This is a genomic window from Aquimarina litoralis, assembly GCF_019295435.1.
Taxonomy (GTDB): Bacteria; Bacteroidota; Bacteroidia; order Flavobacteriales; family Flavobacteriaceae; genus Aquimarina; species Aquimarina litoralis_A.
On record NZ_WEKL01000109.1, the window covers coordinates 52,645 to 77,340 of the forward strand.

Annotated in this window: 21 protein-coding genes and 1 other RNA gene; 10 read left to right on the top strand and 12 right to left on the bottom strand. The window is 31.9% G+C overall.

Features of this window, described 5'->3' with window-relative positions:
• Positions 1–72 precede the first annotated feature (72 nt).
• The 3 genes from GBO31_RS24735 to GBO31_RS24745 all read right to left on the bottom strand — a co-directional run bounded on the left by GBO31_RS24735 (position 73) and on the right by GBO31_RS24745 (position 3,137).
• Positions 73–1,173, bottom strand: coding sequence for a DUF2911 domain-containing protein (locus tag GBO31_RS24735; RefSeq protein WP_219011317.1), 1,101 nt, complete (start codon positions 1,171–1,173; stop codon positions 73–75).
• Positions 1,174–1,402: 229 nt separating this feature from the next.
• A complete protein-coding gene (locus GBO31_RS24740; protein WP_219011318.1) occupies positions 1,403–2,641 on the bottom strand; it encodes a peroxiredoxin family protein in 1,239 nt (412 codons plus the stop codon).
• Between the two features lie 112 nt (positions 2,642–2,753).
• On the bottom strand, positions 2,754–3,137 hold the full coding sequence (locus GBO31_RS24745; protein ID WP_219011319.1) for a hypothetical protein: 384 nt from the start codon (positions 3,135–3,137) through the stop codon (positions 2,754–2,756).
• Between the two features lie 231 nt (positions 3,138–3,368).
• On the opposite strand from GBO31_RS24745, the gene pheT reads away from it, so the two are divergent.
• From pheT to GBO31_RS24765, 4 genes are all read left to right on the top strand, one after another.
• Complete coding sequence (pheT, locus tag GBO31_RS24750) at positions 3,369–5,795, top strand: phenylalanine--tRNA ligase subunit beta (protein ID WP_219011320.1); 2,427 nt, start codon at positions 3,369–3,371, stop codon at positions 5,793–5,795.
• A gap of 188 nt (positions 5,796–5,983) precedes the next feature.
• A complete protein-coding gene (locus GBO31_RS24755) occupies positions 5,984–7,756 on the top strand; it encodes a serine hydrolase (protein WP_219011321.1) in 1,773 nt (590 codons plus the stop codon).
• Positions 7,757–7,913: 157 nt separating this feature from the next.
• Entirely contained in the window at positions 7,914–8,633 is a 720-nt protein-coding gene (locus tag GBO31_RS24760) for a hypothetical protein (RefSeq protein WP_219011322.1), read from the top strand.
• An 11-nt stretch (positions 8,634–8,644) separates the two neighbouring features.
• The gene (locus GBO31_RS24765) at positions 8,645–8,872 is read left to right on the top strand and encodes a putative signal transducing protein (protein ID WP_219011323.1); all 228 of its coding nucleotides are present in this window, start codon (positions 8,645–8,647) and stop codon (positions 8,870–8,872) included.
• Positions 8,873–9,090: 218 nt separating this feature from the next.
• On the opposite strand, the gene GBO31_RS24770 is transcribed toward GBO31_RS24765, so the two are convergent.
• Together GBO31_RS24770 and GBO31_RS27335 are read right to left on the bottom strand one after the other, a co-directional pair.
• The gene (locus GBO31_RS24770) at positions 9,091–10,653 is read right to left on the bottom strand and encodes a GMC oxidoreductase (RefSeq protein ID WP_219011324.1); all 1,563 of its coding nucleotides are present in this window, start codon (positions 10,651–10,653) and stop codon (positions 9,091–9,093) included.
• A complete protein-coding gene (locus tag GBO31_RS27335) occupies positions 10,650–12,503 on the bottom strand; it encodes a fatty acid desaturase (protein WP_219011325.1) in 1,854 nt (617 codons plus the stop codon). Before GBO31_RS27335 ends, GBO31_RS24770 begins: the two co-directional genes overlap by 4 nt.
• Positions 12,504–12,587: 84 nt before the next feature.
• On the opposite strand from GBO31_RS27335, the gene GBO31_RS24780 reads away from it, so the two are divergent.
• Positions 12,588–13,187 (top strand): TetR/AcrR family transcriptional regulator, encoded by a 600-nt coding sequence (locus tag GBO31_RS24780; RefSeq protein ID WP_219011326.1) that lies wholly within the window; start codon positions 12,588–12,590, stop codon positions 13,185–13,187.
• 63 nt (positions 13,188–13,250) lie between these two features.
• On the opposite strand, the gene GBO31_RS24785 is transcribed toward GBO31_RS24780, so the two are convergent.
• A complete protein-coding gene (locus tag GBO31_RS24785) occupies positions 13,251–14,876 on the bottom strand; it encodes an ABC-F family ATP-binding cassette domain-containing protein (protein ID WP_219011327.1) in 1,626 nt (541 codons plus the stop codon).
• A gap of 289 nt (positions 14,877–15,165) precedes the next feature.
• Here GBO31_RS24785 and GBO31_RS24790 point away from each other — a divergent pair, with 289 nt between their 5' ends.
• Complete coding sequence (locus GBO31_RS24790) at positions 15,166–16,578, top strand: TlpA family protein disulfide reductase (protein ID WP_219011328.1); 1,413 nt, start codon at positions 15,166–15,168, stop codon at positions 16,576–16,578.
• Between the two features lie 36 nt (positions 16,579–16,614).
• Here the strand turns inward: GBO31_RS24790 and fsa are convergent, their stop codons facing one another.
• The 3 genes from fsa to ffs form a co-directional block, all read right to left on the bottom strand.
• On the bottom strand, positions 16,615–17,268 hold the full coding sequence (gene fsa, locus GBO31_RS24795; protein WP_219011329.1) for a fructose-6-phosphate aldolase: 654 nt from the start codon (positions 17,266–17,268) through the stop codon (positions 16,615–16,617).
• 76 nt (positions 17,269–17,344) lie between these two features.
• Positions 17,345–18,166 (bottom strand): SDR family oxidoreductase, encoded by an 822-nt coding sequence (locus GBO31_RS24800; RefSeq protein ID WP_219011330.1) that lies wholly within the window; start codon positions 18,164–18,166, stop codon positions 17,345–17,347.
• A gap of 101 nt (positions 18,167–18,267) precedes the next feature.
• Positions 18,268–18,366: signal recognition particle sRNA small type (gene ffs / locus GBO31_RS24805), an RNA gene on the bottom strand.
• Between the two features lie 87 nt (positions 18,367–18,453).
• Between ffs and GBO31_RS24810 the strand changes: the two genes are divergently transcribed.
• The 3 genes from GBO31_RS24810 (at position 18,454) to GBO31_RS24820 (ending at position 22,266) form a co-directional block, all read left to right on the top strand.
• A complete protein-coding gene (locus GBO31_RS24810) occupies positions 18,454–19,503 on the top strand; it encodes a glutaminyl-peptide cyclotransferase (RefSeq protein WP_219011331.1) in 1,050 nt (349 codons plus the stop codon).
• A 116-nt stretch (positions 19,504–19,619) separates the two neighbouring features.
• Positions 19,620–21,383, top strand: coding sequence for a DEAD/DEAH box helicase (locus GBO31_RS27340; protein WP_219011332.1), 1,764 nt, complete (start codon positions 19,620–19,622; stop codon positions 21,381–21,383).
• A 118-nt stretch (positions 21,384–21,501) separates the two neighbouring features.
• Positions 21,502–22,266: a carboxypeptidase-like regulatory domain-containing protein gene (locus tag GBO31_RS24820; RefSeq protein ID WP_219011333.1), complete on the top strand. Its 765-nt coding sequence runs from the start codon at positions 21,502–21,504 to the stop codon at positions 22,264–22,266.
• Between the two features lie 24 nt (positions 22,267–22,290).
• Here the strand turns inward: GBO31_RS24820 and GBO31_RS24825 are convergent, their stop codons facing one another.
• Positions 22,291–22,656: a VOC family protein gene (locus tag GBO31_RS24825; protein ID WP_219011334.1), complete on the bottom strand. Its 366-nt coding sequence runs from the start codon at positions 22,654–22,656 to the stop codon at positions 22,291–22,293.
• Positions 22,657–22,793: 137 nt separating this feature from the next.
• Here GBO31_RS24825 and GBO31_RS24830 point away from each other — a divergent pair, with 137 nt between their 5' ends.
• On the top strand, positions 22,794–23,492 hold the full coding sequence (locus GBO31_RS24830; RefSeq protein WP_219011335.1) for a hypothetical protein: 699 nt from the start codon (positions 22,794–22,796) through the stop codon (positions 23,490–23,492).
• 96 nt (positions 23,493–23,588) lie between these two features.
• Here the strand turns inward: GBO31_RS24830 and GBO31_RS24835 are convergent, their stop codons facing one another.
• Both GBO31_RS24835 and GBO31_RS24840 read right to left on the bottom strand, forming a co-directional pair.
• On the bottom strand, positions 23,589–23,732 hold the full coding sequence (locus GBO31_RS24835) for a hypothetical protein (protein ID WP_219011336.1): 144 nt from the start codon (positions 23,730–23,732) through the stop codon (positions 23,589–23,591).
• Between the two features lie 199 nt (positions 23,733–23,931).
• Positions 23,932–24,591 carry a TrmH family RNA methyltransferase gene (locus GBO31_RS24840; protein WP_219011337.1) on the bottom strand — a complete coding sequence of 220 codons (660 nt, stop codon included), beginning with the start codon at positions 24,589–24,591 and terminating at the stop codon, positions 23,932–23,934.
• Between the last annotated feature and the right edge of the window lie 105 nt (positions 24,592–24,696).

Genomic DNA, 24,696 nt, shown 5'->3' on the forward strand with positions numbered 1-24,696 from the left:
TATTTTGAAATACATAAAAAAGGGATCAGAAAAGTTTTGACCCCTTTAGAAATTACCGTTATTTTTAACTATTTAATTTATGTCTTCTCCTTTTTTTAATTTTTCCAATTCTCCAGATAATCTACCTTTAAATCGCTCAGGAGCTTTACTCATGGCAGTGTTCATTGACTTAATGGCATTTTTATAATCTCCAGTTGCAGAATACGCTCTAGCTAATCCATAATTAGAAGGCCATGCTCCGTTATTATTTTTTACATTGTTTTTCAAAATTTCAAGTGCTTTGTCTTTTTGCCCTTGACCAATCAATCCATTTCCTAATTGAAATACCTGACCAGCGTTACCCTTAGTTGCTGCCTTATCAACCATCTCCATGGCTTCCTTGGTTTTTCCTTGTTTACCCAGAATTCTTGATTTCAAAGAAAGATTTCCAAATGTTTCTTTGCTAAAGAAATTACCACTTATAGAAGCGTTTACCCACTCTAATGCTTGATCTAAATCACCTGCATTAAAAGCAAAGTTCGCAGCATTATCCCAATTGGCTTGTGTAAAACCTGCATTACTTCTAAGATCTTCTTTTAATCCTTGCATTACAATAGCGTTGACATCTACTTCAATTTTAAAAGGAATTTCTTTCTTTGCCCAACGCAAAGCTGCAGTGGTGCTAGTAGCATCAAAAGAAGGGAATAAAAATAGTAATGTTTCTGTATGAGGTACTTCGTTAGTTTTTACATCTACCCGCAAAGCATCTTCACTTTCATCATAAAAGTAACTACCCCAAGAGGATGAATTTTTCGAAAAGATCACAGTAGCTCCTCCATCTTCTTTCAAAGCTACATGTAACCCATAAAGTCCTGCTTTGATATCTTTACCTTCCACTTTCACGTCGTGTGAAAACTCTATGGTGGTATTTTGATTTGCACCAGCCCTCCAAGGTGCTGCTTTAGAAGTTCCAAATCCTAAATTATTAAATCCATAGGGAACTAGTTTTCCCCATATTTCTCTATCCTTTACACTAGGTCTTCCATAATCTATGGTGATGTCTGTAATACCTACTCGCTGAGAAACTTTAGCTCTCTGACTTGCTTCTGGAGTATTTAATTGGGCTTGTGAATGAATTGAAAATAACATCATTGCTCCCGCAAAAAATGTCATYATGAGTTTAGATTGCTTCATCTGTTTGGCTTTAGATTTTTTAACAGATCAGCTGGAATTTATCAAACAACACATAGAAAATTTACTCATAGTTGTTTTGATGAATTTCAAGACTGAATATTTGAATTATTACCTGATTACGCATGAAAGAAAAATCATACGATATTAGCAATAATAAGATGATATTCTTAATACTGATGTTACTTTAGTGTTAAAGAAAAGGAGTAAGTCCTAATAATTGTTAAATCAACTATTCTTTTAACAGCTGATTAACAAAACTTTCAAATTCTGTCTTGAAGTCGATATATTTTTGACCAGTTGCTGGACCATTAAAACCTGTATGTATCTTTCTAACTTTCCCCGCTTTATCTATAAAAACGGTTGTAGGATAGGATAAAACATGGTTCAGCATCGGTAATTTTTCTTGCGCTTTTTCTTTGCTAGATGTACCGTATTGAGCAAGTAGAATTGGATAAGGTACGTTGAGCTTTGTGCGCATTCTTTCTATTGACTTAAATGCTTTTTCAGACGTTTTAGCATATTCAAATGCCAGCGCGACAAATTCAATATCTTTATCCTTATTTTTATTATAATAGTCTACATAAAACTTAGTTTCATCCATACAGTTAGGACACCAAGTACCCATAATTTGAACTAAAGTAACTTTATTTTTAAATCGTTCATCTTCTAATGAAACCTGATTTCCTTTAGCATTAGGAAAACTAAAAGCAAATTTATCATAACCTTCTTTCAAAAACGTTAGCGAATCTTCTGAAGGTAACTCATAATTTTCATTTCGTTTTGCTGTAAAAGGTTCTTTCCAATGATTTCCTGAATAAAAGTATCCATTCATTGTACTATCCGTAACCTGTCCAGTAAAGTAAAAAGCATGGGCACCATCAAAAGTGGACAATTCTAATTTTTGATTATTAATAACTCCTTCTAAATATCTATAATCGCCCGTGGTAGTTCTAAAAGTTCCTGTTACAACATTTCCATTTTGTTTAAAAATACCTTTAGCAATATATCTATCTTCAGGAGTATCAGGACTAAATACTGATTCCCAATTCCCTTGAATATTTGCTGATGGTTTTTCCGTAATTTCAAATCTATCTTTTACGCCAAACTCTCCTTTAAAAGGCACAATCCTATCCAAGCTTTCTTTAATAAAACTTCCAGATATCGTTAATGAATCTTCAAATTTTGCAGCAATATACCCTTCAAAAACAGGGAACTTGATAAAGATTGAATCTTGCTTAATAGTTACTTCATCTACATCTATCGTCTCTTCTGCATTAAAAATTCGTAAGGTTTGATCTTCAAAAACTTCAAAAAGAAACGGTAGTTTTTCATTGTCCTGAACTACCATAGATGCTTTCCATAGTCCACTTTTTAATGTTAAAGGAGTATCAGTATTTTTATTAGAAGTATCATTCTTACAAGAATATACTGTGATTAGGGAAAGTGCAATTAAGATAAATTTCTTCATAAGATTTGTGTGATATATGCGAATATAAAAAATGTCTGGAAAGATTGATTCATCTTATCAGACAGTTTTATGCAATAGTACTTTCTTTTTACTAAAAAAGAGCTTATTCTATTTATGGGATTGATTTTTTTTGAACTCTTCGAACTTTTTTCTTTTTCTTATTTTTTTCCTTTATTTCGGCTACTCTAGCTTCTCTTCTTCTTTTTATTTGCTCCTTAGTAAGTGATCCTTTACCACTCTGTCTGGATTTTTTAGCTGTTAATGCTCTAGCATTTTTCTCTTTATCGGAAAACACATCTCCTGTCTCCGCGACTCTTTTGTTTTTCTTTGAGTTTACAGCTTTTTTAGAAAAAGACCTATTTTGGTTAGCACTTGAAGCAACCTTATGAGGTAAATACTGTTCTGGTTGATTCGTATTTGATTTTTGGGCAACACAAAAATTGTTTCCAAAAATGACCGAAAACATAAGTATTACTGATAATCTAAATAATTTCATTCAGGGCGTATTTAAACTTGAACAACATCAAAAATACATAATATAATCGATAAAAAGCTTATTTAATCGGTTAAAATTCTGAATTCTAGAAAAATGACAGCTTTTATGAAAATTAAAACCTATTAATCTGTGCTATAGAAATTTTAATTCTTCCACATATAAGCTATTGTTCTTGTTTGTCAACTTTACCCAAAATAGTATCTTTACGGCCTAATTTCAGAATCATCATTAATGAAAATTTCATATAACTGGCTCAAGCAATTTATAAAGCTTGATTGGGATGCAGAAAAAGCTGGAGAATTACTAACCGATTTAGGGCTTGAAGTAGAGGGAATAGAAACTTACCAAAGTGTAAAAGGTGGATTAGAAGGCGTAATTGTTGGGCAGGTAATCAGTTGCTCACAACATACCAATGCTGATAAACTAAAAGTTACTAAAGTGGACTTAGGCGATGGAGAACCAGTTCAGATTGTATGTGGAGCTCCTAATGTTGCTGAAGGTCAAAAAGTTCCTGTAGCAACTATTGGTACCAAATTATATGATGCAGAAGGAAAAGAATGGACCATAAAAAAAGGGAAAATTCGAGGTGAAGAAAGCCATGGTATGATTTGTGCTGAAGATGAATTAGGACTTGGAAAAAGTCATGATGGCATTATGATTTTGGATAAGGATATTCCCGTGGGAACGCTTGCTTCAGAGGTTTTTAATATAGAAAATGATCATGTCTTTGAAATTGGATTAACCCCAAATCGTGCAGATGCAATGAGTCATTGGGGAACTGCTAGAGACTTAAAAGCTGGTTTGCAACAACAAGATCTTAATCTAGAACTTATTACTCCTTCTGTAAGTAATTTTAAAGTTGATAACAGACTACACAAATTCGATATTGAGGTAAAGAATCCAGAATTGGCTCCAAGGTATTGTGGTGTTTCTATTTCAGGATTAAAGGTTGCTGAATCTCCAAGTTGGCTACAACATCGTTTAAAAGCAATTGGTCTTACACCAAAAAACAATGTGGTAGATGTGACTAATTATGTTTTACATGAACTAGGACAACCCCTACACGCCTTTGATGCGAATTATGTTGAAGGGAACAAAATCGAAGTAAAAACTTGCAAAGCAGGAACAAAATTCACCACTCTTGATGAAGTGGAGAGAGAGTTGCATGAAGAAGATCTAATGATTTGCGATGCAGAAAAGCCACTTTGTATTGCTGGAGTTTTTGGTGGTATTAATTCTGGGGTTACCGAAAAAACAACGGCTATATTTTTAGAAAGTGCTTACTTCAATCCGGTAAGCGTTAGAAAAACAGCAAAACGTCATGGATTAAATACCGATGCTTCCTTCAGATTTGAAAGAGGTATTGATCCAAATATTACAGAATATGCTCTTAAAAGAGCGGCGTTATTAATTCAAGAGTTAGCAGGAGGAGATATTACAAGTGAAATTACAGATCTATACCCTAAAAAAATAGAAGATTTTCAAGTGTTTTTATCGTTTGAAAATACTGCAAAATTGATTGGAGAAGAGCTTCCACAAGAGACGATAAAAGATATTTTAACTTCGCTTGAAATTAAAGTAAATAGTGTAACTGAAGGAGGATTAGGACTTACGATCCCTGCATACAGAAATGATGTACAAAGAGAAGCTGATGTTATCGAAGAAATCTTACGTGTATATGGATATAACAACATTAATTTTAATCAAAAATTAAATGCATCCATTTCTAATATTGATAAGTTTTCAGATCATACTGTTCAGAATACAATTTCAAATCAATTAGTAGGTCAAGGTTTTCATGAAATGTTGGCAAACTCGTTAACTTCTCCTGAATATACAGAGTTATCTGAACTATTAAAAACTGAGAATAATGTTGAAATGCTTAATCCGTTAAGTAATGATTTAGCAGTATTACGTCAGTCACTCCTATTTTCAGGATTGGAAGCTGTTTCTTATAATATCAACAGAAAGCGTGCTGACCTTAAGTTTTTTGAGTTTGGAAAAACATATCATCATTATGAAAGCGGAAGAATTGAGAATAAGCATTTAAGTCTTATCATCACTGGAAATAAAGCAAAAGAAAGTTGGAAAGTAACTCAGGAAAGAAGTGATTTTTTCTATTTAAAAGGGATTATAGAAGCAATTTTGGATAGATTAGGAATTAAAACATCAAGGACTTCTCCAACTAAAAATGATATATTTTCTGAAGCAGTTTCTTATAGTTTAGGCAAATCAAAACTAGTAGAGTTTGGTATTGTAAGAAAATCCATTTTAAAACATTTTTCTATTTCTCAAGAAGTATTGTATGCTGATTTCAATTGGGATACTATCTTAGAATTTGCCAGAAGGAGTAAAATTAAATTCACAGAAATACCTAAGTTCCCTGAAGTACGAAGAGACTTTGCGCTACTTCTAGATAATCATATTTCTTTTGAAGAAATTCATACGATAGCCAAGCAAACTGAAAAACAACTGTTAAAAAATATCAATTTGTTTGATGTATACGAAGGTAAAAACCTGCCAAAAGGTAAAAAATCATATGCAGTAAGTTTCACTTTGCAAGATGAGCACAAAACACTTACTGATAAGCAAATTGATAAAATTATGAATAAACTTCAGCATAATTTTGAAAACAAATTAGGTGCTGAATTACGATAATAGTAGAATTTTAAACATCCATTTATTAAAATGCCTTTGATACATTCAAGGGCATTTTTTGTTATACAAAACTATATCTTTAATGCTAAAGACCCAATAAAAACAACAAATGACAGATAGGTGACACCTAAATGGCGTAACAAAAACAAGTAGCTATTTATAGCTTTGTCCTGTTTAAAAATCATATCATGGAAAACCAATCTATTTCTAAAAATCTAGTATATCATAGAAAGTTAAAAGGCTATACGCAAGAAGAACTATCTAATAAAACAACAGTCGGTATTCGTACTATTCAACGTATTGAAAAAGGAGAAGTGACTCCTCATTTACAAACCATAAAACTACTGGCTACTGCTTTAGAAATAGAAGTTGAAGATTTACTTCCGTTAGAAAACCCAAAAGAAGAATCTATACAACAAAAATGGTTATTACTTCTTCATGCTACACCACTTTTAGGGCTCATGATTCCTTTCTGTAATATTTTGGTTCCTGTTTTTCTTTGGATTCACAAAAGAGAAGACAACAAAATCTATGATATACATGGGAGAGCGATTATTAATTTTCAGATCACTATGACCATACTTTTTGTTCTATCATTTATTGGCTTAGTAACAATAGAAGGTATCGGCTTTTTCTTATTCATTACAATTATTCCCTTCTCTATTATTGTAACGATTGTTAATATTATTTCTGTTCTAAATTCTAAAAAAATCTATTATCCTTTATCCATACCTTTTCTTAGAAAAAACAAACAATTGAAGCATACTGCAATTTTGATCTGTTTAGTTTCACTAAACATTACTAGTTGCTCTAACGGTATTGTATCAGAAAAGATCACAAGACTTGATACATCAACAATTACAAAAGATTCTATTACAACAAAAGTTAAACAACTTATGGAGCATGCAAATGTACATGGCATGGCTTTAACTATTTATAATGATAATCAAGTAACTTATCAGAAGACCTTCGGGTATAAAAACTTCGAGAAAAAGCAAAAGTTAACCGATACTACCAATATCTATGGCGCATCATTTAGCAAAGCTGTTTTCTCTGTTCTCGTTATGAAACTGGTAGAAGAAGGATATCTAACTTTAGATACACCTTTAGAATCTTATCTATCCAAAAAAATATACGAATACGCCCCAAAAACCAGATGGCATGATAATTTTTCTGATTTACAAGCAGATTCTTTATATCATAAAATCACAGCTCGTATGTGCCTATCGCATACTACTGGATTTCCCAATTATCGGTGGTTTGAACCTGATCATAAATTAAGGGTACATTTTAATCCTGGAAATCGTTATCAGTATTCTGGAGAAGGCTTTATATATCTACAAGTCATCATCGAAAAAATACTAGGAAAAGGGCTTGAAGAAATCGCGCAGGAAAAAATATTCAAACCTTTAAAAATGGAGCAAACTAGTTATCAATGGAATACTTCATTTGAAAAGGACTTTGCTTATGGTCATTCAAAAGATGGAAAACTTTTTAAGAAAGATAAAGACAATGAACCAAGAGGTGGAGGAACCTTAGAAACAACAGCTGAAGACTATAGCAAATTTTTAACGGCTGTTTTACAACAGGAGATTATTTCGGAAAATTCTTGGAATGAAATATTCAAACCTCAAATACGAATACGAACGTTAGCTCAATTCGGACCTTTATCCTTAAAAGAAGGATCTCTTAATGATGCTATTGAACTGAGTTATGGATTAGGATGGGGAGTATTACAATCGTCATATGGAATCGGTGCTTTTAAAGAAGGTCACGGCGATGGTTTTCAACATTATTCTATTGTATTTCCGGAAGCAAAAAAAGGAATTATGATTATGACAAATAGCGAAAATGGAGAAAGTATTTTTAAGGAACTATTAGAGGTAGCTTTAGGTGATACATTTACACCTTGGAAATGGGAAAATTATATTCCATACAATCATAAGGATTCTAAAAATTAATTTTTGAGAAAGAACCTAAAAATTCAGAAAATGATACTAAGGCATAAAACCAACTTATTTACCGTTCAAGGGTATAAATTCAACATTTGTTAAAAACACTAAAATCTTGGAATCGAGATCCTAAATAATTAATTTAGTGGAGCTAAAGAAAAAGAAAATGATGTTCCCTAAAACTAATATCGAAAAAAAACTTGCTAAAGTTCGGTCTAAACAATTTGACGACTCTAATTGGAAGTCTGTAGTAGAAGCTATTTTTAAAGAGGAAGAACAAAAAGATGAAAGAATTCTTCAGACACTAGAAAATGGGACACCTATAGAAAGAAATGATTTCATTTTAGATCATCTTGAAAGTAACAATATCTACCATATTGATCAAATTAAGAAAATATGCATTGATTATAGATTACGGTTTTTAGCTTCTAAATACTTTAAAGGAAAATTGCCTCAAGAAGCATTATCCAAAATAAAGCAACTGGAAAAAGTACATCAAACTGAATTGAAAGGATTTAAGATTATAGCACCTTCAAAATTGTTTAAATTAGAAAATGCTGATGATCCTTTGTTATTTGCTCCAATGGGTAATGATTATTACTACTTGATTCATAAATGGGGGGAAGACCTTCATCCGCTAAGAAAATTTATGATGTGGTTTTTTAAAAGTTTTGAAAATTTAATTGTTCTCACGTTTTTAGTAAGTCTATTACTTACTATTATGGTTCCACAAGGTTTGTTTAGTAAAGAGAATACTTCGTCTGAGTTTATTATGATATTCTTTTTTATGTTTAAATCTGTTGCTGCAGTAGTGTTATTCTATGGATTTGCATTGGGCAAAAACTTCAATACAGCAATTTGGAATAGTAAATATTTTAACGCATAATCCACATAGCTATGTTTCCAGAAAGTGAATACGAAAGGGTTTATACTGGTAGTCTGATTAACATACAATTTTTACAGAATATACTACAAGATGGAGGTATTAATTCCATTATTAGAGATGATATGAAATCTGGTATGGCAGCCGGTTTTGGTGGTGGATTGCCGGATCACATCCAACTTTTTGTTAAAAAAACAGATGTTGAACAGGCGGTTCCCATTATAGAAAAAAGTTTATCTTAGCTCCCATGGAGGAAGCTAATAATAAAACAACCGGAAATAAGTATGATTTAATTTTCGGTATTTTGGGTGTCCTATTTGGGACTTTTCGATTGTATCAACATTTACAAGCAGAATCCGTAGAATGGAATTTTCGAATTTTGCTTGCTATATCTTTTATAGCATATGGTATTTTTTTAATATACAGACACTTACAGAATAAGAAAAAGTAAATACGATTACTACAAATCTGATTTGTTTGGTATTTTACTCATTGCCCGTTCTGAAATCGCTGTGATAGAAAGTGATGGATTCACTCCTGGATTTGCAGATATCATAGAACCGTCGCATATATACATATTTTTATATCCGAAAACCTGATTATTCTTATCAATCACTCCATTTTCAGAAGAATCAGACATTACTGCTCCACCCAATATATGAGCTGTTGAAGGGATGCCTGCTAAAGGTTCTAGACCAAAAACAGTTTCTTTACCTTCTGTAATTTCTGCGTATTTCTTTGCCAAACCAAGAGACTCTGGAATAAAAGCACTTGGTTTATCGCCTTCATTTACTGAAGTATTCATTCTTCCCACGGCATTTAATTTAAACTTAAGCGTGCTATCCAAAGTTTGCATAAATAATAGAATCGCTGTGCTTTTACTCCAATCTTTTGTAGTATAAAGCTTTACATAAGTTAATGGTTTTTTTACAAAACTGGTTACCATTTTAGTCACTCTTACAATTGTGTTTTTTCCATGTGTTAATGGCAGATGAGAGAGTCTCCAAAAACCAGACCCTTTTGCATATCTAACAATTTCTAAATGACTATTCTTATCTGTATTTAATATTGAACCGATAGCTACTCCTTTAGACATATCTTTTGTTCTATTCAGGTTGGTCACACTAATCAGGCTTTCATTATTGGTTCTAATATCTGATCCCAGATAATCTGATAATTTGGGTAAAGAACTCTTTTTAAGTTGCAGAAGAAGTTTTACTGTACCCAAAACTCCCCCAGAAAATACAACTCCCTTTGTTTGTATTGTTTTCCGTTTAGTAAAAAATCTAGTGGATGATTTAAATGTAATAGTATATCCTTTAGAAGAAGGAATAACATCTATCACTTCATTTTCTGCTAAAATATGGGCTCCCAATTGCTGTGCAAGATATAGATAGTTCTTATCTAATGTGTTTTTAGCTCCTATTCTACAGCCAGTCATACAACCTCCACAGAAATTACAACCGGTTCGATCCGGTCCTTTTCCATCAAAATAAGGATCTGGCACTTTTTTATTGGGTGTCCCAAAGAATACCGCCACATCTGTAGATGAAAAATCATCAGGAATATCTAAACTAGTTGCCATCTCTTTAAGCGCTTTATCCCCATCAAAAAGATGTGGGTTTTTTTGTGCTCCCAACATTTTTAAGGCTGTTTTATAGAATGGTTCCAATTCAGATTGCCAATCGGTCAAATTTTTCCAACTTCCAGAAGTAAAAAAGTCTTTTTTGGGAATTGGTAATGTATTTGCATACACTAAAGATCCTCCTCCTACTCCAGTTCCAGAAATTACAACTACGTGCTTGAAAAAGGACATTTTCATAATTCCAAACCACTTCAAAGTTGGTACCCATAACCATTTTCTAAGGTTCCAGTTTGTTTTTGGAAAATCTTTGGGTTGATACCATTTTCCTTTTTCTATAACTAATACTTTATATCCTTTTTCAGCTAATCTTAATGCACTAACCGATCCTCCAAAACCACTTCCGATAATGACATAATCATATTCTTTTTCTACATTCATAGTTTTATTTTTATATCCGTTTTTGGAGTACACATACAAGTAAGAATCAACCCTTGATCAATTTCGTTTTTAAGAAGTACCATATCTTCATATGAATTCCAACCTACTTGCCCTTCCTTTAGTTGTACCTTGCACGTACCACAATCACCTTTTTTGCAAGCATAAGGAAGTTCTTGTTTAGCCCTAAGTGCTCCTTCTAAAATACTTTCAGATGTATCTCCTAAGTACATAAAATCCTTGCCGGTAGTTTCAACATGGATTTTTCTAGTTTCTCCAGAAAGTTCTGTATTATTTTGAGAAAACTCTTCAACTCTGATCAAATTGTTATCAATCCCTAACCTTGTCAATACATTTTTTGATGCTTCCATCATTGGTTTTGGGCCACAAATGTAACAATAGATATCTTTTGATATATCTCTTAAATAATCATATTGCCGATCCATATCTAAACGGTCCAAACTTACTATGTAGGTAAAACGATCAGCATACATAGATGAAAGTTCACCCAATTCGTTAGCAAATATGATATCATCTTTACTTTTACAACCATACAACAGTTTTACTTTTGTTTGAGAAGTTCGCAATACATATTTAACCATGGATAAAANAGGCGTAATGCCACTACCTCCAGCTACAAAAAGTAAAGGTTTATCTAAAACTTCGGGCAACAAAAACTTACCAAAAGGTCCAGCTACTCTCAGTTTCATTTTCTTTTTAGCATTTAGAACTAGATGATTAGAAAGTTTACCATTCGAAACCTGTTTAACTGCTATACCTAATTTTCCTGTCAAAGGATCTTCACAAATAGAATAGCATCTACTAATTAACTGATCATTTACATAATCTGATACAACTAGATATTGTCCTGGTAAAAAAGAAAAAGCTACCTGATTTAAGTTCTTAAAAACAATTTTGATTGTATCCTGAGTTTCCTTAAATACATTCTCTACCTCAAGAACATAATTCCATGTTTTTCCTGATACTATGTCATTATAAGTATTTTGTTTATCCAATAGTTTCAAATCTTTATTTCTAAAACCTTCTATAAGAGATTCTTTTTGAAAGAGTTCTGCTTCAACATCTTGAAAACAGCTTTTATATTTATAAAAAGGAACTCTGGGATATAAATGATGGATCAAATGATAACTTTGATAAAGGGATATAAACTCCAATCCAGGAATGGTGACAACACGAGTGTTGTGATACTTACTTAAATTATTATGAGGATAATGCGGTAACCAATCAAATGAAAAAGCTAATACTGGAGCTGCTATTAGAGCAGACAAGATGAATACAAAAAACAAAGCACTTCCGAATCCCGTTACAATAAGTGTGGTAATTATAGATAAAATTACTAGCAGAAATAAGAAAGATTGTCGTCTAATCATTCTCATCGCAGTATGCTTTTCGCTTTGTTTCCCAAAAGTTAATCCAAAATAATGTCCAATCAATGTGAGACATCTAATGAAAATAGAAAAAGGATTACTTCCATTTACATAGTGATCCGGATCATGTATTGGATCATTAGTATGTGCATGATGTCTAAGATGAATCACTACAAAAGCAGAAAACGGAAATAGCAAGAAAAAACTAGACAGCCAACCTAAAGCTTGTTCAACAATTCGGAAAGAAGTAATTCCTCCAGAAATATTACCATGACTTGCTTCATGAGCAATAGTGAACATTCCATACGCTACTAAAGCACCAATTATTGAGGTCCATAAAGGAGAAAATCCATTACTATATAACTTCCAAAGAGCAACGTATCCAAAACATAGTCCTATGAATAAAATTATAGTGGGCCATGCTACTTTTCCAGAATATTTTTGCCAAACTGCTTTATTTTTCACGTGTCAAATACTTATGTTTGAAAAAGAAATATCTTTTTCGAACTATTTAATCAAATATAGTTCGATTTTAGTAAATTACCAAAAATGGGAAGAAAATCAATTCATCGAGAACGAAAGGATAAGAACAAAAAGGTAGAACAATGGACGCAGGCCTTGCTGCCAAAATTGAGGAATACTGCTCTTGGAGATCTTACTATGGATGATTTGGCAGAATTGATGAACAAGAGTAAATCCACTATTTATCAATACTTCGTTACGAAGGAAGAAATTTTCGAATATGTTACTCAAGTGAGAGTTGATCAGCTTAAGGCTTATAAGAACGAGATTTCTGGTGAAATTGCTGGATTAAATTACCAATATGAAACTCTAGCCAAGATACTAGCTGAAGGAGTAAAAGATATTTCTCCATTTTACTTAAAACAACTTCAAACTCATTATCCAAGCGCTTGGAAAATTGTGGATGACTTTTTGCAAGACCTTTTAAAAGATCTAAAAGACTTTTATGTATTCGGTATCGAAAACGGAATGTTCAAATCGGTTTCTCCAGAATTACTAATCAAACTAGACGAGTATTTTATTATGCAGCTCATCACTGATCATACCTTTTTCAATAATAACCAACAAACATTAGAATCTGCTATTCAAGAATATATGTATATAAAATTTGAAGGATTGGTTATATAATGATCAAAAAAAAACATCTACGACTCGCAGATGCTTTTTCAATAATTTTATAGCTGTAGTAAGTTATACATTAACAGCATACATTTTATCTCTTAATTCTTTAATTTTCTTATCACTCATATACTCATCAAAAGTAGTATAACGATCAATTACCCCATTTGGTGTTAATTCTATCACACGATTTGCAACGGTTTGCGCAAATTCATGATCATGAGTAGTAAATAGAATTGTTCCTTTAAAATTCTTCAGTGAGTTATTAAAAGCTGTTATTGATTCTAAATCTAAGTGATTGGTAGGTTCATCTAGCATTACTACGTTTGCTCTGGTCATCATCATTTTAGACAACATACATCTCACTTTTTCTCCTCCAGAAAGTACGTTAGATTTTTTTAATGCTTCTTCTCCGCTGAAAATCATTTTTCCTAAAAACCCTCTTATATATACCTCTTCACGCTCTTCTTCGGTAGTAGCCCATTGACGTAACCAATCTACTAGGTTTAAGTCATTTTGAAAATACTCACTATTATCAGCTGGCAAATATGATTGAGATGTAGTTATTCCCCAAGAAAATTTGCCTGAATCTGCTTTTTGTTTATCATTTAGAATTTGATAAAAAGCTGTAGTTGCTCTAGAATCTTTTGAAAATACTACAACTTTATCACCTTTCGCAAGATTGATATCTACTCCTTTAAACAAGGTTTCTCCTTCTACACTTGCTGTTAGGCCTTCTACATTAAGAATTTGATCTCCTGCTTCTCTATCTCTTTCAAAAATAATTGCTGGATAACGACGGCTAGAAGGCTTAATATCTTCAATATTTAATTTTTCGATCATTTTCTTACGAGAAGTAGCCTGTTTAGATTTTGCTACGTTTGCACTAAAACGAGCGATAAACTCTTGAAGTTCCTTCTTTTTCTCTTCTGCTTTTTTGTTTTGCTGTGCTCTTTGTCTAGCAGCTAACTGAGATGATTCGTACCAAAATGTATAGTTTCCACTGTAGTTATTAATCTTACCAAAATCAATATCCGAGATATGTGTACACACAGAATCCAAAAAGTGACGGTCGTGAGAAACAACGATTACTGTATTATCATAATTAGCTAAAAAGTTTTCTAACCAAGAAATAGTTTCATAATCCAAGTCGTTTGTAGGCTCATCCATTATCAAAACATCTGGACTACCAAATAAACATTGTGCCAGAAGTACTCTTACTCTTTGTTTGGTATCAAGATCAGCCATACTTGTATAGTGAAGATCTTCTTTAATGCCTAAATTAGAAAGCATGGTCGCGGCATCACTATCAGCATTCCATCCATTCATTTCTTCAAACTGAACTTGAAGCTCTCCAATCTTCTCTGCATTTTCATCTGTATAATCCGCATATAATGCGTCTATTTCAGTTTTTATTTTATACAGTTCTTTATTTCCCATGATAACGGTTTCTAAAACTGTATGCTCATCATATGCATAATGGTTTTGTTCTAGAACAGACATTCGCTTTCCTGGTTCTAGATGAACATTTCCAGAAGTCGCTTCAGTAGCTCCCGAAAGAATCTTTAAGAATGTAGATTTTCCTGCTCCATTTGCACCGATAATTCCATAACAATTCCCTTGAGAAAAGGTAGTGTTTACTTCATCAAACAAAACACGTTTACCGAATTGAACTGAAAGATTAGAAACTGATAACATAGTGATAAATTGTATTTTCGGCAAAAGTAGAAAAATGGATTCAAACCTTAAAAGAATACAATGGTATTTTGAATACTATTTTATAATCCAAATCTATTAGATATAAAATATAACCGCTTCATAAATTTCTACCGTATACGCTAATAATAACACAATTAACGTATTCTTAACAAATCAGAAAAGTCTTTCCATTTATTTTTGAATGTTTGTCAGTATAATTATAGCGCCCAAAATGTTTTTCTTCAGAGTAAAGTATCTTTGTTTTATCTGTGCATTAAGTTCTTGCTTGTTGAGTTGTGACTCTACTACAGAAATTACTAATGACCATATTTATTTGGGCGGAGAAATTGTAAATCCAAATACTGATTATGTTGTGCTTTTTAAAGGTGAAGATTATCAGGATACCATCTATTTGGACAAGAACAATCGATTCTTACATAAGATTGAAAATATAAAAGAAGGATTATATTCTTTTAGACATAATCCAGAATTTCAATTAATCCTTTTAGAGAAAGGCGATAGTATTTTAATGCGTTTAAATACGTTAGAATTTGATGAATCTTTAGTTTTTACGGGAAAGGGTTCTCGAAAAAACAACTTTTTAATTGATATGTTTCTACAAAATGAAAAGGAACGAAATCAATTAACTAACAGAAAATACACTCCAAGCCCGAAAGCATTTAAAAAAGAACAGGACTCTTTATTAGAGTTAAGACAAGCAAGATTTAGTAATTTGACCGACAAATATCCATTAAGTGATCTCGCGAGCAAGATTTGTAAATCGAGTTTTGAATATGATTTCTTTTCTAGATATGAAATGTACTTATATAGGTATCAATATTCTAGAATAAGAACCAGAAATGTTGCTAATGCCATTCCTGATGATTTTTTTGAATATCGGGGCATGGTAAACTTTAATGAAGATGATCTTATGAGATTATACTCATATAATAGATTTCTGAATCATTATTTTACCAACTCATCGTATACTAAGTATATGAATAAAAAATCTTTTTCTAAGAGCAAGGTTGAGTATACGATGTACAAACTTGATCTTGTGGATAGTATAATTCAACAATCTTATATAAAGAATAATTTATTACGTGGTATTACTACCAATTTCATTTTAGACAATAAAAATGATTATACTTCTCAGAAAGTATTAGATCATTACCTATCTATAAGTAGTAATAAAAAATTTCAAAAAGAGTTAAAAAAACTGGCAAAAGCAACAGCTAGGCTAAAACCTAATAGTATCATTCCGGATCAAGATCTTATTTCTTCTGATGGTGAAATGACAAAATTGTCTGAACTTTTTGAAAAACCGGTTACCGCCTTGTATTTCTGGTCAATTGATAGAAAAGATCATTATGTTAAAGCTCATAAAAGAACTACTCACTTAAGTAAAGTATATCCGGATATTGATTTTATTGCTATTAATACTGATGACGAACAAACTGATAATTGGTTAAAAACGATCAAGAGACATAATTATAATCTTGAAAATGAGTATGAGTTCAAATTCCCGAAATGTTCATCTGATGAATTAGTGATTCATTATACCAATAAAGTGATTTTGGTAAATCAACAAGGAAAAATTATAAATCCTAATGCAGATTTATTTTCTTCATTCTTCGAAAAGCAATTGTTAAGCTATAGTAGAATGGCAAGTATTGACAAACAAAAAACTGTTCTCGATTAAAAGAACAGTTTTACATTTATATATTCATTAAAGAATTTAGTTTCCTTTTTTATAATCTGCAAGGAATTTTGCCAAACCTATATCTGTTAAAGGATGTTTCAACAACCCTTCAATAGAAGAAAGTGGTCCAGTCATTACGTCAGCTCCTATTTTTGCACAGTCAATCACATGCATTGTATGTCTAACAGAAGCTGCTAATATTTGTGTATCAAAATTATAGTTATCATATACCATTCTGATCTCTGCAATTAAATTCAGACCATCTGTAGAGATATCATCTAATCTTCCAATAAAAGGAGATACATATGTAGCACCAGCTTTAGCGGCTAACAATGCTTGTCCTACAGAAAATACTAGTGTACAATTTGTTTTGATTCCGTTATCACTGAAATATTTTATTGCTTTTACACCTTCCTTAATCATAGGTACTTTTACGATAATCTGATCATGAAGTTTTGCTAACTCCTCTCCTTCTTTTATAATTCCTTCGAAATCTGTAGAAATTACTTCAGCACTTACATCTCCAGTTACTATATCACATATTTTTTTATAATGCTCTATAATATTATCCTTTCCTGTGATACCTTCTTTAGCCATTAATGATGGATTCGTAGTTACACCATCCAGTACTCCAAGATCTTGTGCTTCTTTAATCTGATCAAGGTTAGCAGTATCAATAAAAAACTTCATATTGTTGTGTTTAGATTTATGATTATTTGTTGAAATTCTTGTTTTATAATAGTCTTATGTATAAAAGTCGTCAAAATTACAATTTATAATGATTCATTAGCAACTTCTCATATACTTTATCAGGCAAAATTCTTTTGAGTACAATGGAAAACTTTTGCATAAATGCTCCTACTTTATAATGTACTTTAGGATTATTTGTTTGTATTACCTTATATACTGCTTTGGCCATTTCGTTTGGATCCATTCCATCATCTACATGTTCATTCATTAGCTGCAAAGAGTCTCCATAAGATTTTTCGTAGGGAGAACCAGAAACAACAGGAGCATGATATCTTCCTGCTGCAATATTGGTAGCAAAATCACCAGGAGCAATATTGGTCATTTGAACATTGAAAGCTTTTAACTCCATTCTCCAAGCTTCTGTAGTAACTTCAAGTGCTGCTTTAGAAGCACTATAAACACCTCTGAATGGTAATCCCATATATCCTGCTATAGAGGTAATATTTATAATCAAACCACTATGCTGTTTACGCATTATTGGCAACACTGCTTTCGCTACATTGATCGGACCAAAATAATTGGTAGTAAAGTTTTTAATAATTTCTTCTTCTGGAATTTCTTCTATCGGTCCCGTAATACCAGCACCTGCATTATTTATTAAAACGTCTAGTTTTCCCTGTTCTTTCTGAATGGTCTCTACAACAACTTTAATACTATCTACATTAGCGACATCCAATTGTAATAACGGAAAATTATTGAAATTTTCATAACGTGACGGATTTCTACTTGTTCCGTAAACGATGTATCCTTTAGAGGTTAGAAACAGCCCTATAGATTTACCAATTCCTGATGAGCCACCAGTTATTAAAACAACTTTAGTGTTTTGATTTGTATTCATATCGGCAAATATACATCTGGAATTACGATTTATGAATTAAGAAGAACGAAATAAATCGAAATAAACGAAAACATTTAGAAAAGGAAACTTTTGGGCACAAAAAAAGGCAAGCTACCTACATCACACCGCTACGACCGTATACCTTTGCTGCGTTCCCGCCCTGGAGGATTCAACAGGAGCTGGTTGTGTAGGACTTGCCGCTGCAAAGATACAATCTTTACTATATAAAACAATGATTTTTTAAACCCAATTAAAATAAATATCTTGCTTTAAATATTACCAATATCATGAACAACCGTAACCTATTCGTCATCATATCATTATGTTTTTTAATTCTCGCTTGTGGCAGCAATGTTGATGCGAAAAAAAAACAATTTTCAATAAAAATTGACAACAAAACATCGAAATTTAAGCTTGGAGAAACCGTAAAAGCAAGTATTGTTAACAACAAAAACTTCAAAATTGATTCTGTAACTTATTTTTTTGAAGACACTAAACTTGCCTCTACTGCTGATCAAAAATTAGAAGAAAAAATTGATACCGAACGTTTAGGTAAACATCTTTTAAAAGCAATTGTGTATTATGAGGGAAAAAAAGAAGACGTTTATAAAAAACTGACCTTTTATAATAACAAACCTCCTAAATTATATAAGTATAAAATCATTGCAGAATATCCTCATGACCAAAATGCCTTTACGCAAGGATTAGAATTTGTTGGTGATACTCTTTATGAAAGTACTGGTAAAAATGGTTTATCATCTTTACGCAAAGTAAATTATACTACAGGAGAAATATTGATTAAAAAAGATATTGATAAAAAATATTTTGCCGAAGGCATTACGATAATTAATGACAAGATTTATCAATTAACCTGGCAATCAAAAGAAGGTTTTATATATGATCTAAAAACATTGGAAAAGAATGGAAGCTTTACCTATAATAAAAGTAAAGAAGGATGGGGATTATGTAATGATGGAAAAAACATATATAAAAGTGATGGTACCGAAAAGATCTGGATTTTGAATCCAAAGGATTTATCTGAAAAATCCTATATAGAAATTGCCACGGACACCAAAGTGAAATCAAAATTTAATGAGTTAGAGTGGATCGATGGAAAAATCTATGCTAATACTTGGCAAAAAGATGGAATTGCTATTATTAATCCAAAAAACGGTGCGCTAGAAGCAGTTATTAACCTATCAGGATTAAGAGAAAAAGTTAATCAGCATCCAGATTTGGATGTATTAAATGGTATTGCCTACAAAAAAGATACTAAGCAACTATTTGTAACAGGAAAGAATTGGGACAAACTTTTTGAAATTGAGATCATTAAGTAATACAAAGTCATACTTATTTTATAATTAAAGACATTCTTTTTGTAACATCAGAATAAGTACTTCGTTATTATAATAGACAGATAATAAACCGTACCTTTGCGGCTTATTTTAAGTATATGAATAAATTTGAAGCATTAGGCCTCGGAGAAGCTATTATTAAGGCGGTAAATGAAATGGGGTTTGAAACCCCAAGTGAAGTGCAGGAAAAGGCGATTCCTATTTTGCTTAATGAAGATACTGATATTGTAGCGTTAGCGCAAACAGGTACAGGAAAAACTGCTGCATTTGGTTTTCCACTAATCGAAAAAATTGATGTAGAGAGTAGAATTACTCAAGGTTTGATCCTCTCTCCTACTCGTGAACTTTGTTTACAAATTGCAAATGAATTAAAAAATTACTCTAAGTTCTGCAAAGGGTTAAGAACAGTTGCCATCTATGGTGGTGCAAGTATCCACGAACAAGCTAAAGAGATCAAGCGTGGTGCACAAATTATTGTTGCAACTCCAGGAAGAATGCAAGATATGATTAACCGAAAAATGGTTAATATTTCTAATATTGGATATTGTGTATTAGATGAAGCTGATGAAATGCTGAATATGGGATTTTATGAAGATATTACTTCTATTCTCTCTCATACCCCTGAAGACAAAAGTACTTGGTTATTTTCTGCAACTATGCCAAAAGAAGTTGCCACGATAGCCAAACGTTTTATGCATGATCCACAAGAGATTACTGTTGGACATAAAAACACTGGATCCAAAAATGTTTCTCATGAATATTATGTAGTAAATTCTAGAGATCGTTATGCCGCTTTAAAGCGATTGGCAGATGCGAATCCTGATATTTTTTCTGTGATTTTTTGTCGTACAAAAAGAGATACTCAAAAAGTAGCAGAAACTCTTATTGAAGATGGTTATAACGCTGCGGCATTACATGGGGATTTAAGTCAAAACCAGCGAGATTTGGTGATGAAGAGTTTCCGTAATCGTCAAATTCAAATGCTAGTAGCTACAGATGTTGCTGCTCGTGGTATTGATGTTGATGATGTTACTCACGTTATTAATTACCAACTGCCGGATGAAATTGAAACCTATACACACAGAAGTGGTAGAACTGGTCGTGCTGGAAAAAGTGGAGTTTCTATGGTGATTGTTTCTAAAAGTGAACTTAGAAAGATCAAGTCGGTAGAACGCATTATTAAAAAGAAGTTCGAAGAAAAGGAAATACCAAGTGGTGAAGAAATTTGTCAGGTACAGTTATTTCATTTAGCTAATGATATTGCAAAATCCGAGATAAATCACGAAATTGATAGTTACTTACCATCTATTAATGAAGTACTAGAAGACTTTACTAAAGAAGAATTAGTTAAAAAATTCTTTTCTGTAGAATTTTCTCGTTTTCATAATTATTATAAGAAAGCGAAGGATTTAAATGTATCCAGAGATAGTGGAGATGGTGCTAGAGGCCGTGACGGAAGTACTCGATATTTTATCAATGTTGGTGAAAAAGATGGTTTCGACTGGATGACCTTAAAAGATTTCTTAAAAGAAACTTTAGGATTAGGGAGAGATGGTGTAAGTCGAGTTGATGTTAAAGAAAGTTTTTCTTTTTTTAATACTGATTCCGAACATCAAGATATGATTCTTTCTGTTTTTGAAGACTTTAGAATGGAAGGAAGAAAGGTAAATGTTGAAATTTCTAAAGATTCTGGAAGAAACAGAGGTGGTAGACGAAGAAGAGATAATAATGGCGGAGGTTTTAAAGGAAAAAGAAGAAGCGAAGGTTTCAAGCCGAAAGGAAGAAATCGTCGTGATCAAAAAAGTAGCGATAAAGGAAATAACGGACGACGAGACCGAAGAAAACGTAGTGATCGAAGGTAATTTTTTTATGAATTAACTAAACTATATGATTTTTGGTCCGATTTTTATGTTAAGTTCGTAGAGAACAGCCGTCATATATAGGTAAGGTTGATCATTAAACAATTATAAAAAGAAGCTTTTGAAAAAAATTTTAATCTACATAACACTTATTCTTAGTATAGGATTATATGGTCAGGATACTGATACTGAAACAGTATCTGGACAAGTACTTAATGCCTCTACAGATAGTAAACTACAGAATGTTCATGTTGTAAATCTAAGTCAGGTGATAGGAACTATTTCTGATAAGGATGGAAATTTTGAAATTAAAGCAAAAGTAAATGATACTTTATATTTCACCTATATAGGATATAAAGCTCTTAGGGTAAGAGTAACTAATGACTGGAAGAAATTTGGCGATGTCAAAATTAAAATGACAGAATTAGGAATAGCATTAGAAGAAGTTGTGGTAGCCGATGTTCAGCTAACTGGTTATTTAGAAATTGATGCTAAAAAAATTCCGGTTTATAACAATTATAGATATAGTATTTCTGGATTAAATTCGGGATATGAAGGTGGTAGTAAACAACCAGGAGCTGTAAATAAAGTTCTAGGCGCCATTTTCAATCCCGCAGACTTCCTGTATAATATTTTTAGCAAACGATCAAATGAATTGCGCAAACTCAGGAAAATGAAAAAGGATGACGAAATTAGAAATCTTTTAGAAACAAAATTTGATCGTGCTACCCTAATGGCTTTATTACAAGTAGAACGTTTAGATATTGACGAAATACTAAGAAACTGTAACTATTCGGTAGATTTTATAAAGTTTGCTAATGATCTTCAAATCCTTGATGCAATTAGTGATTGCTATGAGGAATATAAAGTATTGGATAGAAAATAAGAAAAATCTATATCTCTACTCCTATTACTTCTGAGAATGTAACGCTATTCGATTTCCTTCAGAATCAATAAACTGGGCAAAATAGCCGTTTTCCTCTGATATTAATCTTTTATCAATGAGTACTTTTCCTCCTGAGATATCAACCCTAGCAATCTCGTTGGCAACATCTTCTGAAGAAAAATATACTACCACTCCATCAGCAGAAGGTTTATAATCTTCTTCTAAAAGAATTAAAGTACCTGTTGTAGTACCTACCTGACTTTTGTTAGGAAACCACCCCATTTTAACACCATCCATTTCGACAAGGTTAATTTTTATATCGAAAACTTTTTCATAAAAAGCTTTTGCGCGATTCATATCTGTAACCGGAATTTCAAACCAAGTGACCATAAGTTTAGTTTTAACAATAGAACTTCAAGTTACATTTTAAATTATAAATGAACTATAAATGATTTGAAATTTACGAATACGTTAACCTTTAGATTTATTGAACACTAAGTATCGTAATTTAACTAAATACTAAAGGCATGAAATTCTTAAAATTACTGGGTTTACTTTTAATCACCTTTTCCTTTTTTAACTGTTCTAAAGAAGATGATGAATTGTTTATAAATGAAATGGAAGCATTAGAAAAAAGCAACACTTATTCAAATATCAAGTGGACTGGAACCTGGAATTCCACCTATGGAGAATTGAGATTTATAGAAAAGGGACAATTGATATATGGAGATTATGGAAACACTGGTGTTATTTATGGATACAGACATTATATCAATGGAAAGGAGTATTTTGAAGGAACTTTTGAAAATTATCGAATGAACCGGAAAGGTATTATTCGCTTTGAGATGAAAAATCCAAATTTCAATAATTCTTTTTCAGGAGAATGGGTTTGGAATAATTCTTCTAATTGGTACAACTGGAATGGTTCTAAAATTTCGAAAAAAGAACCTTCTTTACAAAGTTTTTATAATGTGAAAGGACAAGTTATTGACACTCATACTTCTCAAAAAATCTTAAGTCCCATATCCATTGAAGTATTTAAAAATGGTATTAGACATTTTTATACCTTATCAGAAAATGGATTATACGCTCTTCAATTACCAAAAGGAAACTGGGAATTGAGAGTTACAGATTCTAATTATCAAGTATTTTCAAGAAACATACAGGTAAAGGAAATATATGATTACAATGATTATTTTACGCAAAATATATTTTTGATCAAATAGTAAAAATGATTAGTGTTATTTCAGAAAACGTAAAAAAACTTTAGGTCTAAAAATTAATTTTTAGACCTAAAGTACAATTTAGTAGTGAGTTGTTAGTTACGAAGTACTTGTTCTTTTATGAAAAATATCGTGAACGACTTCTGATGTATAGTTAATGGTTGTTTTGTTAGATTTAAATCCAGTTTTTACTTGATTTAAAAGTGTTTTCATTTTGCTGGTAGGAGACTTTTTTTTGCTCATGACAAAGATGTTTTATGGGTACTTAACAGTATTAAGTTACTCAAATATAGGGAATTAAAATTTAAATCGTTTGATTTAAGTACATTAACCTTTTACGCGTAAACCGTTATTTATAACAAAATTGCCAATTCCTATAAGGGAATTTTCAGAGAATATGTTGACTACTATTTAGTATTCGTTATGAGTGAATTAGTATTTGTTATCTATTCTCTTCTTTATATCTAGTTATAATTTTTTCGTGACTTTTGATAACTTTTTTAGCCCAATCGAGCCTTTTTTCAAATTTCTCCTCTTCTGATAATTGCCAAGGAATATTTGAATTTCTCAATAAGGAAGTAACATGTTGTAGAATAATTGCTGCAGAAACGGAAATATTCAGACTTTCTGTAAATCCAACCATAGGGATATGTAGTTTAACATCTGCTGCATCCAGTACAGTATCACTTAGTCCTTCTTGTTCTTGTCCAAAGAAAAAAACAGAAGGCTTGCTAATATCAAAATCTTCTAATTTTACCGAACGATCATGCGGCGTAGTAGCAACAATCTGATATCCTTTACTTTTTAAAGAATGAATACATTCTTTTGTGGTGGTATATCGATTAATATCTACCCATTTTTGGGCCCCCATTGCAATTTCTCTATCAATTCGTTTAGCATTTATTTCTTCGATGACATGTACATTCTGAACACCAAAAACATCACAACTTCGAATTACAGCACTTGTATTATGTAATTGATATACATCTTCTACAGCCACTGTAAAATAATTAGTTCTTTCTGCTATTACTTTTTTATTAATGCTTTGACGTCTTGGAGTTAGAAAAGATTCTAAATACTCTAATAGTTGAATATTTACCATAAGAGTGCTAAAATAGAAAAGATTGGCAATTTAAAGATCAAAAACAGGAAAGATATATGATAGTCTATAAATAAGGAAGACCTCTCTTACGTTACCCATTCGCAT

Bases quoted from the DNA above. Each gene is read 5' to 3' on its own strand.
- GBO31_RS24740 (WP_219011318.1), bottom strand. From the start codon at position 2,641: ATGAAGAAATTTATCTTAATTGCACTTTCCCTAATCACAGTATATTCT.
- GBO31_RS24745 (WP_219011319.1), bottom strand. From the start codon at position 3,137: ATGAAATTATTTAGATTATCAGTAATACTTATGTTTTCGGTCATTTTT.
- pheT (WP_219011320.1), top strand. From the start codon at position 3,369: ATGAAAATTTCATATAACTGGCTCAAGCAATTTATAAAGCTTGATTGG.
- GBO31_RS24755 (WP_219011321.1), top strand. From the start codon at position 5,984: ATGGAAAACCAATCTATTTCTAAAAATCTAGTATATCATAGAAAGTTA.
- GBO31_RS24760 (WP_219011322.1), top strand. From the start codon at position 7,914: ATGATGTTCCCTAAAACTAATATCGAAAAAAAACTTGCTAAAGTTCGG.
- GBO31_RS24765 (WP_219011323.1), top strand. From the start codon at position 8,645: ATGTTTCCAGAAAGTGAATACGAAAGGGTTTATACTGGTAGTCTGATT.
- GBO31_RS24770 (WP_219011324.1), bottom strand. From the start codon at position 10,653: ATGAATGTAGAAAAAGAATATGATTATGTCATTATCGGAAGTGGTTTT.
- GBO31_RS24780 (WP_219011326.1), top strand. From the start codon at position 12,588: ATGGGAAGAAAATCAATTCATCGAGAACGAAAGGATAAGAACAAAAAG.
- GBO31_RS24785 (WP_219011327.1), bottom strand. From the start codon at position 14,876: ATGTTATCAGTTTCTAATCTTTCAGTTCAATTCGGTAAACGTGTTTTG.
- fsa (WP_219011329.1), bottom strand. From the start codon at position 17,268: ATGAAGTTTTTTATTGATACTGCTAACCTTGATCAGATTAAAGAAGCA.
- GBO31_RS24800 (WP_219011330.1), bottom strand. From the start codon at position 18,166: ATGAATACAAATCAAAACACTAAAGTTGTTTTAATAACTGGTGGCTCA.
- GBO31_RS24810 (WP_219011331.1), top strand. From the start codon at position 18,454: ATGAACAACCGTAACCTATTCGTCATCATATCATTATGTTTTTTAATT.
- GBO31_RS27340 (WP_219011332.1), top strand. From the start codon at position 19,620: ATGAATAAATTTGAAGCATTAGGCCTCGGAGAAGCTATTATTAAGGCG.
- GBO31_RS24825 (WP_219011334.1), bottom strand. From the start codon at position 22,656: ATGGTCACTTGGTTTGAAATTCCGGTTACAGATATGAATCGCGCAAAA.
- GBO31_RS24830 (WP_219011335.1), top strand. From the start codon at position 22,794: ATGAAATTCTTAAAATTACTGGGTTTACTTTTAATCACCTTTTCCTTT.
- GBO31_RS24835 (WP_219011336.1), bottom strand. From the start codon at position 23,732: ATGAGCAAAAAAAAGTCTCCTACCAGCAAAATGAAAACACTTTTAAAT.
- GBO31_RS24840 (WP_219011337.1), bottom strand. From the start codon at position 24,591: ATGGTAAATATTCAACTATTAGAGTATTTAGAATCTTTTCTAACTCCA.